Origin of the sequence: Erwinia oleae (genome assembly GCF_000770305.1) — a bacterium.
In the GTDB taxonomy this organism is placed as follows: domain Bacteria; phylum Pseudomonadota; class Gammaproteobacteria; order Enterobacterales; family Enterobacteriaceae; genus Erwinia; species Erwinia oleae.
This window is the reverse complement of record NZ_JNVB01000011.1, coordinates 1-12,779: the sequence shown is the minus strand read 5'-3', so window position 1 is coordinate 12,779 and position 12,779 is coordinate 1. Positions and strand designations below refer to the sequence as shown.

The following is a 12,779-nucleotide window of genomic DNA, read 5'->3' as shown; positions in this document are numbered from 1 at the left end:
AAACCTTTTTAATTTAATACATTACGTGCGTCCGGGAAGTTTTTTAACAAAATCATTCTAAAAGCGTCAGCATGTGATGTTGCAGGAAGTTTCCGGCGCGAGTTACAGCAGCACGGCAAGATCTCTGCCGCGCAAATCCTGATTAATGCGCTGAAGATCCGTCAGGCTGGCACCCTGTATTTCAATGTTTTCGTCTTTCAGCATGGCGGCGAGCTTTTGCTGAAATCCAGCACTCTGCTGAGGATTTAAATATCGCGCTTTCAGATTGTTATCCTGTTTTTCGCGCGGTGTGGGATTCAGTCTGATCAACGTGCCGGAAGGGATCTGCACGCCTTTTGCCAGGCATGCCAGGTTCAGGGTGGCGAAATCCTGAAGGCTTCTGAGCTCAATCTCTTTCAGCTTTCCGCCCTTATCGGAACCGCTCAGCGGGTGGTTTTCACTTTGATAACTGAAATTTTTACTATTGTTTCCGAACAAGGTCGGAATCGAATGGCTTTTCAGGTCATCGATCCTGCTGAGCCGAAAACCATGGGGACAATTTTCCCGTTGTTAATCATGCCTAATAAAGGCGCTTTACCGGCTTCGAGCTGCTGCTGAAGGGTTTCTGCCCCACGGTCAACAAGCTGTTTCAGCGCTTCACCACTGAAAGACTGCTGGCTAACGTCATTGAATTTGAGATTAAAAGGCTCAGGGACGTCCAGTAGTTTTGCGCTGCCCGCAAGTGAGGCATTCTCCGATTGCTGGATAATATTAATACGTGAGCCGGTAAGTTTACTTTGTAACCATAAGGCAGTTGCCTGCTCGGGAGTATGCTCATTTTGAACATCAAGGGTGAACAACTTGTTGGTTGTCGTCAGTGCTTTACCGCTTGCAAGGTGATGCCTTATCTCCTGCGCCATTCGATGCTGAAAAGCGCGTGCAACAGGGTTACTGGTATGCATTCCTTCACCTTGCGAATAGATGCGCGCTTTACTCCTTAAATTGAGTCGGGTGGTGGCATCATCTGACTTTTCCGGCGTGCGATCTGAAAAAAACACCTGCCCTTCAAGCGAGGCCGAGCCGCCTTTTGCGTCATTAACGCCGCCTTTAAGTGCGCCGGCAGCGAGGATCTCAAATCCCCACGGTGAGCCGTGCAGCGCCTCCGGTTTGGTGTAACCTTCAGGCGCGGTCGGGTTAAGAGAGGACATCAGTGCGCCATGCATCTTCTCACGCAGACCGGTGTCGATGGATCGACGCCGCGCCAACAGATCTATCGGTGACTGTTTCTCGTCATTCAAATGAACGGTTTTATGCCCTTCAGAACGTAGCTCACGTATTTTTTCCGTATCGTGCTGTTCAACCGCCTTATGCAAGGCAAGCGTCTGTTGTGTAGATTTAATCTGCATTAATTGCTCTGTCTCAATCCCATTTGGCCATTAAGTGGCCGCAGCGCATTTATGGTTCCCTGAAACAGCGACAGGTTGAAATAAACTAATTTTACCCGCCGCTTCGCATTATTTTTTTTCATGGATAAGCGTTTTTTTCGCCGCCTGAATGTGTTTGATTCCTGCCAGATAACGACGTTCATTCTGCTTTCTGCGCAGTTTTATGCGATATCTGTGGGGTATTGCGCTTTTTCTTAGCCTGAAATGCTGGAAAATCTTTGCGCCCGACCGCGCCGTATAAGCCATCTTGACCTCGTTTCACTTATGGTTAATCGACGCGTTCAGTGATAACGTCTGAGCAAGGGTATCGTTTGCGCATGCTGTTATTCGCCCGGCGCGAACGCCACAAAACGCCATTAAATATGGGAATGATATGACTCAGCAGACGCCTTTGTTCGAACAGCATCACGCCTGCGGCGCGCGCATGGTGGATTTTCATGGCTGGATGATGCCGCTGCACTACGGTTCTCAGATGGATGAGCATCATGCGGTGCGCACCGACGCCGGCATGTTTGATGTATCGCATATGACCATTATTGACCTGCGCGGCGCACGCACGCGCGACTTCCTGCGTTACCTGCTCGCCAACGACGTGGCCAAACTGACTCAGCCAGGTAAGGCGCTTTATACCGCCATGCTGAACGCTTCTGCTGGCGTGATTGACGATCTGATTGTTTACTTTATGACCGAGGACTATTTTCGTCTGGTGGTTAACTCTGCCACGCGGGAAAAAGATCTCGCCTGGATTAGCCAGCACGCGCAGGGTTATGGCGTAACGCTGACGGAGCGCGACGATTTGTCGCTGATTGCCGTACAGGGGCCGAACGCACAGGCGAAAGCACAGTCGCTGTTTGACGCGGCGCAGCGCCAGGCAGTAGCCGGTATGAAACCGTTTTTTGGCGTGCAGGCCGGTGAACTGTTTATCGCGACCACGGGCTATACCGGTGAGGCAGGTTATGAAATCGCCTTACCTGATGAACAGGCCGCTGAATTCTGGCAGGCGCTGGTTGAGGCAGGCGTCAAGCCAGCGGGCCTTGGCGCGCGCGATACGCTGCGTCTTGAATCGGGCATGAATTTATACGGTCAGGAGATGGACGAAGGCGTCTCGCCGCTGGCGGCAAATATGGGCTGGACGATTGCGTGGCAGCCTGCCGACCGCGATTTTATCGGACGCGAGGCGCTTGAAGCGCAGCGCGAACAGGGTACGCAGCAGCTTGTGGGCCTGGTCATGACCGAAAAAGGCGTGCTGCGCAATGAACTGCCGGTGCGCTTCACCGATGCGGCGGGCAACGTTCAGGAAGGCGTGATCACCAGCGGCTCATTCTCGCCCACGCTGGGCTGTAGTATTGCGCTGGCCCGCGTGCCTGCCGGTATCGGCGAGCAGGCGATTGTGCAGATCCGCAATCGTGAAATGCCGGTCAGGGTGACCAAACCCGTCTTTGTCCGCGCCGGTAAACCGGTCGCATAATATTTTCTGTTAAGCGGGCCGTGCGGCCCGACACATAATAATCAGGAGAGCGTGGCGATGAGCAATGTGCCAAATGAACTGAAATACCGTGACAGTCACGAATGGGTGCGTAAAGAGGCCGACGGCAGCTATACCGTGGGGATCACCGAGCACGCGCAGGAGCTGCTTGGCGATATGGTGTTTGTCGATCTGCCTGACGTCGGCAATACCTACAGTCAGGGCGACGACTGCGCCGTGGCCGAGTCGGTAAAGGCCGCATCGGATATTTACGCGCCGCTCAGTGGCGAAATCGTTGAGGTCAACAGCGCGCTCGACGGTGAGCCGGAGCTGGTCAACAGCGCCCCTTACGCCGAAGGCTGGCTGTTTAAGATCAAGGCCAGCGACGAGAGCGAACTCGGTGCGCTGATGGATGCGGACGCCTACAAAGCCAGCATCGACGAGTAATCTCATCTCTTTTCAGGGGCGGCGCGCTGCCGCGCCTGAATTCAATTTTTTGCCCGATTCAGGATTTACCGCTAATGACGCAGACACTCAGCCAGCTTGAACACAACGGCGCGTTTATCGAACGCCATATCGGCCCGTCACAGGAGCAGCAGGCGGCAATGTTGAACGCCACGGGCGCCAGCTCGCTCTCCGAACTTATTGCTTCGATCGTACCGGCTGACATCCAGCTGCCCAGCCCGCCGGCGGTGGGCGACGCGCTCACCGAGCATCAGGCGCTGGCCGAACTGAAGGCGATTGCCGGGCAGAACCTGCGTTATAAATCCTTTATCGGCATGGGCTATACGCCGGTGCTGACGCCGCCGGTTATTCTGCGCAACATGCTGGAAAACCCGGGCTGGTATACCGCCTACACGCCTTATCAGCCGGAGGTGTCTCAGGGACGGCTTGAAGCGCTGCTCAACTTCCAGCAGGTCACGCTGGATTTAACCGGGCTTGATATTGCTTCCGCCTCGCTGCTGGACGAAGCCACCGCGGCGGCCGAGGCCATGGCCATGGCAAAACGCATCAGCAAGTTAAAAGCGGCCAACCGCTTCTTTGTGGCCGCGGACGTTCATCCGCAGACGCTTGACGTGGTGCGCACCCGCGCCGAAACCTTCGGCTTTGAGGTGCTGGTCGATAAAGCGGAAAAAGTGCTGGATCATCAGGACATCTTTGGTGTGCTGATGCAACAGGTTGGCACCACCGGCGAAGCGCATGATTACACCGATCTCATTGCCGAACTGAACAACCGCAAGGTTATCGTCAGCGTGGCGGCAGATTTTATGGCGCTGGTGCTGCTTCAGGCGCCGGGCAAGATCGGGGCGGATATCGTTTTCGGCTCGGCGCAGCGCTTCGGCGTGCCGATGGGCTACGGCGGCCCGCACGCGGCCTTCTTCGCCGCGCGCGATGAACACAAACGCTCCATGCCAGGACGCATCATCGGCGTCTCCCGCGATGCGGCAGGCAACACCGCGCTGCGCATGGCGATGCAGACGCGTGAACAGCATATCCGTCGCGAAAAGGCCAACTCGAACATCTGTACTTCACAGGTGCTGCTGGCGAATATCGCCAGCCTCTACGCCGTGTTTCACGGCCCGGCAGGCCTTCAGCGTATCGCTTCGCGCATTCATCGCCTGACCGATATTCTTGCGGCAGGCCTGGAAAAAGGCGGCCTGACCCTGCGGCACAGCACCTGGTTTGATACGCTGACCGTTGAGGTGGCCGATAAGGCGGCAGTGCTGGATCGCGCGTTGAGCTTTGGCGTGAACCTGCGTACTGATATTCATCACGCGGTGGGCATTACGCTGGATGAAACCACTACGCGCGAAGACGTCGCCGCGCTGTTTTCCATCCTGCTCGGCGAGCAGCATGGTTTGGATATTAATGCGCTTGACGCCAGCGTAACCGCACACAGCGCGTCGCTTTCTGACGCGATGCGCCGCCAGACACCGATCCTGACGCATCCGGTCTTCAATCGCTATCACAGCGAAACGGAGATGATGCGCTATATGCACAGCCTTGAGCGTAAAGATTTGGCGCTGAATCAGGCGATGATCCCGCTTGGTTCCTGCACCATGAAGCTTAATGCGGCGGCAGAGATGATCCCGATTACCTGGCCGGAATTTGCTGAACTGCATCCGTTCTGTCCGGCGGATCAGGCCACCGGCTATCTGCACATGATCGGCCAGCTTTCACAGTGGCTGGTGCAACTGACCGGCTACGACGCGCTCTGTATGCAGCCTAACTCCGGCGCGCAGGGCGAATATGCCGGGCTGCTGGCGATCCGCCGCTACCATGAAAGCCGCAACGAAGGCGGCCGCACTGTCTGTCTGATCCCCAGCTCCGCGCACGGCACGAATCCAGCCTCGGCACAAATGGCCGGAATGTCGGTGGTGGTGGTGGCCTGCGACAAGCAGGGAAATATCGATCTGCACGATCTGCGCGCTAAGGCGGAGCAGACGGGCGACGCGCTCTCCTGCATTATGGTGACCTATCCTTCAACCCACGGCGTCTACGAGGAAACCATTCGCGAAGTCTGTCAAATCGTTCATCAGTACGGCGGACAGGTTTACCTGGATGGGGCAAACATGAACGCGCAGGTGGGGATCACCACGCCGGGCTACATTGGCGCGGACGTTTCTCACCTCAACCTGCATAAAACCTTCTGTATCCCGCACGGCGGCGGCGGCCCTGGCATGGGGCCAATTGGCGTGAAGGCGCATCTGGCGCCGTTCGTGCCGGGCCACAGCGTGGTGCAGATTGATGGCGTGCTGACGCAGCAGGGCGCGGTTTCTGCTGCGCCGTTTGGCAGCGCATCGATTCTGCCTATCAGCTGGATGTATATCCGCATGATGGGCGCGGAAGGTCTGAAGCAGGCCAGCTCGGTCGCCATTCTGAACGCCAACTATATCGCGACGCGTCTGCAATCAGCCTATCCAGTGCTCTACACCGGCCGCGACGGCCGCGTGGCGCATGAGTGTATTCTGGATATTCGTCCGCTCAAAGAGCAGACCGGCATCAGCGAGCTGGATATCGCCAAGCGCCTGATCGATTATGGCTTCCATGCGCCGACCATGTCCTTCCCGGTGGCGGGAACGCTGATGGTGGAGCCGACGGAGTCCGAAAGCAAAATTGAATTGGATCGCTTTATTGATGCGATGCTGGCTATCCGTATGGAGATTGACCGCGTGGCGGCAGGCGAATGGCCGGCAGAAGATAACCCGCTGGTCAATGCGCCACATACCCAAATCGAAGTTATCGGCGAGTGGTCTCATCCGTACACGCGCGAGCTGGCGGTCTTCCCGGCGGGCAGCGAGAACAAATACTGGCCGACCGTGAAGCGTCTTGACGACGTATACGGCGATCGCAATCTGTTCTGCTCCTGCGTGCCCATGAGCGAATACGACCAGGCTCTGCGTTAACTTAACTGTTAAAGGACACGCTGTGTCCTTTTTTATACCGGAAGGCGAGCATGAAAACAGCGCTGGTCACGGGGAGCAGCCGGGGGATAGGCCGGGCAACGGCATTACTGCTGGCGGAAAAGGGGTATCAGGTTGCGGTCAACTACCGCCATCGTGAAGATGCGGCGAATGAGGTTGTCGCCGCCATTCAGCAGCAGGGTGGTAAGGCCTTTGCCGTTCAGGCTGATATTGCTGATGAAGAGCAGGTGATGGCAATGTTCAATTACCTCGACGCGCAAGGCGCGCAGCTGCATGCGTTAGTCAATAACGTTGGCGTGCTTTTCAAACAGTGCAGCGTGGAGGATCTTACCGCTGAGCGTATTAATCGCGTATTCGCCACAAATGTCACCGGCACCTTTCTTTGCTGCCGTGAAGCCATAAAAAGAATGGGATTTCATCATGGCGGGCAGGGCGGCGCTATCGTTAATGTCTCTTCTGCTGCCGCGCGTTTTGGCGCGCCAAACGAGTATGTTGACTACGCTGCCTCAAAAGGCGCGATGGATACGTTAACGAAAGGGCTGTCGCTTGAACTGGCGCAGCTGGGTATCCGCGTGAATGGCGTACGTCCCGGCTTTATCCATACAGAAATACACGCCGATGGCGGGGAGCCAAATCGGGGCGAACGTATTACGCCTTCGGTTCCAATGCGCAGAGGGGGGCAACCGGAAGAAATTGCTCAGGTAATTTTTTGGTTGCTGAGCGATGCAGCCTCCTATCTCACCGGCACAATAATTGATGCGACGGGCGGGAGATGATCGTTTTATATACGCTCAAACCTTCCAGAATGTGATACTGCGCGGGGCAGGGCGGGTTTTAATCCTGACTGACATCGGGCGCTTGCTCCCTGGTACAGCCTCTCCTGCCGACAGGACGGCGCGGCCACATCGACTGCGCCGGTCGTCAGCGCTACAGCAGCCATCCCTTTTTATGCGCCTGTTCCAGATGATAGTGCAGATGACTCCACAGCGACGGCCACTGCTCTGCCAGCGCGGCATTGCGTGCCAGCACCTGCTCCAGCCGGATGCCGTTTTCTATCCAGCTTTGCCCCTGATTATGCAGATTGAGCATGATAGGCAGCGCGCGGTCCAGCATATTGGCGAAGCGGGCTTCAGCGGTCTCGTTGTTTTCATATTCGTCCCACAGCGCACGAAAATTGTCAGCCAGCGCGGTGGGAAGCAGGCCGAAAATACGATCGGCGGCAGCCCGTTCCTGTTGATGAATCGCTTCCCGCGCCGCCAGGTCATACACCAGTACGTCGCCTGCGTCGATTTCAACAACATCATGTAGCAGCGCCATTTGAACCGCGCGCGCGGTGTCCATTTGCGCATCGTAGTATTGGGCCATGCTCATCGCGGATACTGCGAGATGCCAGCTGTGCTCTGCGGAATTCTCGTGACGTGAATTGCCAATCAGACGGGTACGGCGCTCAACGCGTTTCAGCTTATCCAGCTCCATAAGAAAAGCCACAACGTCACTCATTGCCCCAAAGTCGTTGACGGATACTTCTGACATGTTTACCTCGCATTTCCATGCGGAAAAAATTTGGCATTAGTGTAAGGCAAACGTTTGCACATTTCATTTAAGAAAGTGTGTTACAGGATTACACAGTTTATTTAAGCGTACAGGTGTACACTGGAATCATTCTCAGTTACTCTGATTTCGCTCAGTTTTTGGGCATGTCGGTCGTCGTATTGCGGCAGATGAAATTCACTGGCGGCGCGCCGCCATCCAAACGCCCGACAACATTGAGACTACTCTTCATGGCTGAAAAATCTTTACTGATCCAGGGCTATTCGGTGGCCGAAGAAATTGCCAACAGCATCAGCCACGGAATCGGCTTCATTTTTGGCATTGTGGGGTTAGTGCTTCTGTTAACGCAGGCGATGGCCTCGCAGGCCGATGTCATCGCAATAACCAGCTACAGCCTCTATGGCGGCAGCATGATCCTGCTGTTTCTGGCATCAACGCTTTACCATGCGCTTCCCTGGCCGCGTGCCAAAACCTGGTTAAAAAAGATCGACCATTGCGCCATTTATGTGCTGATTGCGGGCACCTACACGCCATTTTTACTGGTAGGGCTGAAATCTCCGCTCGCTCATGGGTTAATGGTGGTGATTTGGGGACTGGCGCTGATGGGAATCCTGTTTAAGCTGGCCTTTATACACCGCTTCGAAGCGCTCTCGGTGACTACATATCTGCTGATGGGATGGCTTTCGCTGATCGTTATTTATCAGTTGGCCGTGAAGCTTCCACCCGGCGGGATCGGGTTACTGATTGCGGGCGGCGTCATCTACTCGCTCGGCGTCATTTTTTACGTTGCAAACCGCATTCCCTATAACCATGCTATCTGGCATGGGTTCGTGCTTGGCGGCAGCGTCTGTCACTTCCTGGCTATCTATCTCTACGTTATGTAAAGACGGGACCTGCCGGCCCCGTCGACTGGCTATTCCGCCAACGAATACGGCAAAGGCTGAATAGCCAGCCTGCCGCCTTCGTCGCCCTGCACGCGCAGCACGCTATCCGGCTCCAGGTCATTATTCAGCACTGCCTGCACCCAGACGTCGCCGTTATCCAACTGGCAGGCGCCAAGAATGATGCCGGTTCGCCGCCAGTTCTCACCCATCTTCATCTCCAGCGCGCTGTTGGCAGCGGGTACCTGACCTGCCGCACCCGCCAGCCAGTAAAGCGCGCGTTTGTTTGCGCCGCGAAACTTAGCGCGCGCCACCATTTCCTGGCCGGTATAGCAGCCTTTTTTAAAACTGATGGCGTCCAGCGCCTGTAAATTCGTCGCCTGTGGGATCAGCTGCGCGCTGGTTTCCGCGTCAATCACCGGCAGGCCCGCTTCGATATCCAGTGCCAGCCACTGCGCGCTGTCGCTCAGCTGCGCCTGATCGCCAAGGGCTTCACGCAACGCCTGCGCTTTTTCAGCGGTGGTCACCAGCAGGAAACGCTCGGCAGGTGCGGAAAACCACAGCAGCGTGGTGTCATCCTGCGCAACCACAGGATTTTCTGCGTCCGGCAGTTGCGCAAAAACGTTTGCCAGTGCGCCACGGCATTGAAGGCCCGCCACGCCCAGCAAAACTGCCTCGTCATCGGCCTCAATGGCGACTTTGGCGAAAATCGCATACTTCTTCAGTTCGGCAATCTGATTGTCGCGCAGGCTGCGGCGCTCGACGTAGGCGAGTTCGCCAGCGCGATGAAACAGGCGCAGATTGCTCCACATTTTGCCTTTGGCATCGCAGTGCGCCGCCAGACGGTGATCGTTGGCCGCAAGGGCTGCGACATCCAGCGTGACCTGGCCCTGAAGATAGCTGACGCGATCCGCGCCGGATACGTTAACCACGCCCCACGCTTCCAGTGAAATCAAGGTAAGCGGCAGACGTGCCGATGCGGCGGGCTGGCGTGGGGGAAAAGAAAAAATCGGCATGATTCCGTCCTGATAATAAGATACACCCTGCTACTCATGTTAAAAGAGCCGTCCGTCTTTGCAACCCGTTTCCTGAAAATGGCGCACAAAACGCGTGATAGCACTGCAACGGGCGCAGGTACTTTGCGGCACACGACGAAAGACGATATGTCGGCCATCAACTTCGCTGATAAAAAGCGCTACACTAGCGGCCATCTTTGAGTCACAGGCGATAATAAATGGATATTAACAATAAAGCGCGGGTTCAGTGGGCCTGCCGTCGGGGGATGCGCGAACTCGACATCTCCATCATGCCTTTTTTCGAGTATGAATATGATTCGCTCAGCGAAAACGATAAACAGGTGTTTGTTCGTCTGCTGGAGAGCGACGATCCCGATCTGTTCAACTGGCTGATGAACCACGGCGAACCGGCTGATGCCGAGCTGAAGCGCATGATTAACCTGATCCAGCAGCGAAACAAGCAGCGTGGCCCTGTGGCACTTTGATCTGCGGGTTTCCTGGCTGGCGCAATGGATTTCTCTGCTACTGCATGGCATTGCGATGCTGGCGTTGCTGCTCGCTCCGTGGCCGGCCAGCTTAACGGTGGTGTGGGTGGTGCTGTTGACGCTGGTGGTATTTGAGTGCGTTCGCAGCCAGCGTCGTATTCGTAGCCGCGAGGGCGATATCGCGCTGTTGGAAGAGCGGCAGCTTTACTGGCGTCAACAGCGCTGGCGCATCCACGGGCGCCCGTGGATAACCCGACAGGCCATCTTACTGGCGCTGCGCTCGCCAAAGGGCGAGCAGGAACAGCTCTGGCTGATGAAAGACAGCATGGATGAAGCGGCATGGCGGCAGTTACGGCAGCTTCTGCTCAGCACAGCTGACGCGGCTTAATCTAACGTGAGCCCTGGAGTGACGCGGCCATTTCGGTGAGGATCTGCTCGCACCACTGCGCGATGCGCTCGTCGGTCTCTTCAAACTGATTGATATCGTCCAGCGCGAGGCCGAAGAACTGTTTGCCATCGGCGGTCAGAGGCTTTGTGCTGGTGAACTCATAGCCTTCGTTCGGCCAGTAGCCGACACGTTTCACGCCCAGGGGGGCCAGCACATCATGCAGCATACCCAGCGCGTCGAGAAACCACTCGCTGTATTCCGCCTGGTCGCCCATGCCGTAAAGCGCCACCACTTTGCCGCTCAGGTTGAGCGTGGGAAGGTCGGTCCAGATCGCCTCCCAGTCCTCCTGAAGCTCGCCGAAGTCCCAGGTGGGAATACCGAGGATCAGCATGTCATACTGCTCCATCAGGCGGGGAGAGTCGTCTTTAAGATTGTGCAGCGTAACGAGATCGTCGCCGATAAAATCGCGGATCTTCTCCGCAGCCATTTCGGTATAGCAGGTGCTGGAACCATAAAAAAGACCGATATTCATACGCAATAAACTCAATTCACTTGATGCAATGGCGCGGATTATATCAGAATTGACGCCGATGCCGGTAAAGTAAGGGGCAACACGTGCAGGACAGCGAGCTCATCGAACAGTTTCTGGATGCGCTATGGATAGAGCGTAACCTGGCGGAAAATACCGTCAGCGCCTATCGCCTTGACCTCGCCTCGCTGACGGCGTGGATGGCGCATCACGGCACCGGTTTACTGCGTGCAGAAGCTGCCGATCTTCAGCAGTTTCTGGCAGAGCGACTTGAGGGCGGCTATAAAGCCACCAGCTCAGCGCGCCTGCTCAGCGCCATGCGACGACTGTTTCAATATCTTTATCGCGAGAAACTGCGCGATGACGATCCCAGCGCGCTACTTTCCGCGCCTAAACTGCCACAGCGGCTGCCGAAAGATCTCAGCGAGGCGCAAATTGGCCGGCTGTTGCAGGCACCTGGCACCGAGCAGCCCATCGAGCTGCGCGACAAAGCGATGTTGGAGCTGTTGTACGCCACCGGCCTGCGCGTCACCGAGCTGGTCAGCCTGACGCTGAATAACGTCAGCCTGCGGCAGGGCGTGGTCAGAGTTATCGGCAAGGGCAATAAAGAGCGTCTGGTGCCAATGGGCGAAGAGGCACGTCACTGGCTGGAGCAGTACATTGAATATGGTCGTCCCTGGCTGCTGAACGGGCAAACCATTGATGTGCTTTTTCCCAGCAATCGCGCGCAACAAATGACGCGGCAAACTTTCTGGCATCGAATAAAACATTACGCCACACTGGCAGGCATCGACAGCGAAAAGCTCTCTCCTCACGTGCTGCGCCACGCTTTCGCCACCCATCTTCTGAACCACGGTGCCGATTTGCGTGTCGTACAGATGCTTTTGGGGCACAGCGATCTGTCGACCACCCAAATTTATACGCACGTCGCCACCGAGCGGCTGCGACAGCTACATCAACAGCATCATCCGCGCGCCTGAAGATACGGCCAGGAGATGCGGCTATAAGGATATGAAATGAAAAAGCGTCACCTGCTACTGCCCCTGTTAATCACCGCCGTCAGCGGTATTGCGCACGCTGACGATGCGGCCATCCAGCAGGCTCTGAAAAAACTGGGGCTGTCGCAGACGGAAATTCAGCCTTCGCCGCTGCCGGGCATGAAAACCGTACTGACCGAAAGCGGCGTGCTCTACGTTACCGAAGACGGTAAACAGTTTATTCAGGGGCCACTTTACGACGTCAGCGGCAAACAGCCGGTTAACGTCACCAACAAGCTGTTGGAGAAAAAAGTGGATGCGCTGAGCAGCGAGATGATCGTGTATAAAGCGCCGAAAGAGCAGCATGTGATTACGGTCTTTACCGATATCACCTGCGGCTACTGCCGCAAGCTGCACAGCGAAATGGCCGACTACAACGCGCTCGGCATCACTGTCCGTTATCTGGCGTTTCCGCGTGAGGGGATGACCGGACAGGTTGCGAAAGAGATGACCTCCATCTGGTGCACCGCCGATCGGCGCAAAGCGTTTGATGCCGCCATGAAGGGCGAGGCGGTTTCACCGGTGGATTGCAAAATCGATCTCTCGAAACATTACAAGCTGGGGGTCCTGTACGGTAT

General features: G+C 56.2%; 14 protein-coding genes. 9 read left to right on the top strand and 5 right to left on the bottom strand.

Annotated features, from left to right (window positions below; translation table 11 throughout):
• Positions 1–102 precede the first annotated feature (102 nt).
• Positions 103–477: a hypothetical protein gene (locus tag GS12_RS22925; protein WP_052118358.1), complete on the bottom strand. Its 375-nt coding sequence runs from the start codon at positions 475–477 to the stop codon at positions 103–105.
• A gap of 20 nt (positions 478–497) precedes the next feature.
• Positions 498–1,385, bottom strand: coding sequence for a hypothetical protein (locus GS12_RS22920; RefSeq protein WP_052118357.1), 888 nt, complete (start codon positions 1,383–1,385; stop codon positions 498–500).
• Between the two features lie 412 nt (positions 1,386–1,797).
• Between GS12_RS22920 and gcvT the strand changes: the two genes are divergently transcribed.
• From gcvT to GS12_RS05340, 4 genes are all read left to right on the top strand, one after another.
• Positions 1,798–2,892 carry a glycine cleavage system aminomethyltransferase GcvT gene (gene gcvT / locus GS12_RS05355; protein WP_034916783.1) on the top strand — a complete coding sequence of 365 codons (1,095 nt, stop codon included), beginning with the start codon at positions 1,798–1,800 and terminating at the stop codon, positions 2,890–2,892.
• Positions 2,893–2,949: 57 nt separating this feature from the next.
• Positions 2,950–3,336 carry a glycine cleavage system protein GcvH gene (gcvH, locus tag GS12_RS05350; protein WP_034944615.1) on the top strand — a complete coding sequence of 129 codons (387 nt, stop codon included), beginning with the start codon at positions 2,950–2,952 and terminating at the stop codon, positions 3,334–3,336.
• 74 nt (positions 3,337–3,410) lie between these two features.
• Entirely contained in the window at positions 3,411–6,296 is a 2,886-nt protein-coding gene (gene gcvP, locus GS12_RS05345; RefSeq protein WP_034944612.1) for an aminomethyl-transferring glycine dehydrogenase, read from the top strand.
• A 50-nt stretch (positions 6,297–6,346) separates the two neighbouring features.
• Entirely contained in the window at positions 6,347–7,090 is a 744-nt protein-coding gene (locus GS12_RS05340; protein WP_034944610.1) for an SDR family oxidoreductase, read from the top strand.
• A gap of 151 nt (positions 7,091–7,241) precedes the next feature.
• Here GS12_RS05340 and GS12_RS05335 read toward each other — a convergent pair whose 3' ends face one another.
• Positions 7,242–7,847 carry an HD domain-containing protein gene (locus GS12_RS05335; RefSeq protein WP_034944608.1) on the bottom strand — a complete coding sequence of 202 codons (606 nt, stop codon included), beginning with the start codon at positions 7,845–7,847 and terminating at the stop codon, positions 7,242–7,244.
• Positions 7,848–8,095: 248 nt separating this feature from the next.
• Here GS12_RS05335 and trhA point away from each other — a divergent pair, with 248 nt between their 5' ends.
• Entirely contained in the window at positions 8,096–8,749 is a 654-nt protein-coding gene (trhA, locus tag GS12_RS05330) for a PAQR family membrane homeostasis protein TrhA (protein ID WP_034944607.1), read from the top strand.
• A 29-nt stretch (positions 8,750–8,778) separates the two neighbouring features.
• On the opposite strand, the gene ygfZ is transcribed toward trhA, so the two are convergent.
• Entirely contained in the window at positions 8,779–9,762 is a 984-nt protein-coding gene (gene ygfZ / locus GS12_RS05325; RefSeq protein WP_034944604.1) for a tRNA-modifying protein YgfZ, read from the bottom strand.
• Positions 9,763–9,980: 218 nt separating this feature from the next.
• On the opposite strand from ygfZ, the gene sdhE reads away from it, so the two are divergent.
• Together sdhE and GS12_RS05315 are read left to right on the top strand one after the other, a co-directional pair.
• Positions 9,981–10,247, top strand: coding sequence for an FAD assembly factor SdhE (gene sdhE / locus GS12_RS05320; RefSeq protein ID WP_034916771.1), 267 nt, complete (start codon positions 9,981–9,983; stop codon positions 10,245–10,247).
• Positions 10,228–10,635 (top strand): protein YgfX, encoded by a 408-nt coding sequence (locus GS12_RS05315; protein WP_034916769.1) that lies wholly within the window; start codon positions 10,228–10,230, stop codon positions 10,633–10,635. The genes sdhE and GS12_RS05315 overlap by 20 nt, the downstream gene beginning before the upstream one ends.
• Position 10,636: 1 nt before the next feature.
• Here GS12_RS05315 and fldB read toward each other — a convergent pair whose 3' ends face one another.
• Positions 10,637–11,167 (bottom strand): flavodoxin FldB, encoded by a 531-nt coding sequence (fldB, locus tag GS12_RS05310; protein WP_034916766.1) that lies wholly within the window; start codon positions 11,165–11,167, stop codon positions 10,637–10,639.
• 83 nt (positions 11,168–11,250) lie between these two features.
• On the opposite strand from fldB, the gene xerD reads away from it, so the two are divergent.
• Together xerD and dsbC are read left to right on the top strand one after the other, a co-directional pair.
• On the top strand, positions 11,251–12,144 hold the full coding sequence (gene xerD / locus GS12_RS05305; protein ID WP_034916765.1) for a site-specific tyrosine recombinase XerD: 894 nt from the start codon (positions 11,251–11,253) through the stop codon (positions 12,142–12,144).
• A 36-nt stretch (positions 12,145–12,180) separates the two neighbouring features.
• On the top strand, positions 12,181–12,779 hold a 599-nt coding region (gene dsbC / locus GS12_RS05300; protein ID WP_034944601.1), incomplete at its 3' end, for a bifunctional protein-disulfide isomerase/oxidoreductase DsbC.

What these genes read in the sequence shown, in the direction of transcription:
- GS12_RS22920 (WP_052118357.1), bottom strand. Translation starts at nt 1,385, where the DNA reads ATGCAGATTAAATCTACACAACAGACGCTTGCCTTGCATAAGGCGGTT.
- gcvT (WP_034916783.1), top strand. Translation starts at nt 1,798, where the DNA reads ATGACTCAGCAGACGCCTTTGTTCGAACAGCATCACGCCTGCGGCGCG.
- gcvH (WP_034944615.1), top strand. Translation starts at nt 2,950, where the DNA reads ATGAGCAATGTGCCAAATGAACTGAAATACCGTGACAGTCACGAATGG.
- gcvP (WP_034944612.1), top strand. Translation starts at nt 3,411, where the DNA reads ATGACGCAGACACTCAGCCAGCTTGAACACAACGGCGCGTTTATCGAA.
- GS12_RS05340 (WP_034944610.1), top strand. Translation starts at nt 6,347, where the DNA reads ATGAAAACAGCGCTGGTCACGGGGAGCAGCCGGGGGATAGGCCGGGCA.
- GS12_RS05335 (WP_034944608.1), bottom strand. Translation starts at nt 7,847, where the DNA reads ATGTCAGAAGTATCCGTCAACGACTTTGGGGCAATGAGTGACGTTGTG.
- trhA (WP_034944607.1), top strand. Translation starts at nt 8,096, where the DNA reads ATGGCTGAAAAATCTTTACTGATCCAGGGCTATTCGGTGGCCGAAGAA.
- ygfZ (WP_034944604.1), bottom strand. Translation starts at nt 9,762, where the DNA reads ATGCCGATTTTTTCTTTTCCCCCACGCCAGCCCGCCGCATCGGCACGT.
- sdhE (WP_034916771.1), top strand. Translation starts at nt 9,981, where the DNA reads ATGGATATTAACAATAAAGCGCGGGTTCAGTGGGCCTGCCGTCGGGGG.
- fldB (WP_034916766.1), bottom strand. Translation starts at nt 11,167, where the DNA reads ATGAATATCGGTCTTTTTTATGGTTCCAGCACCTGCTATACCGAAATG.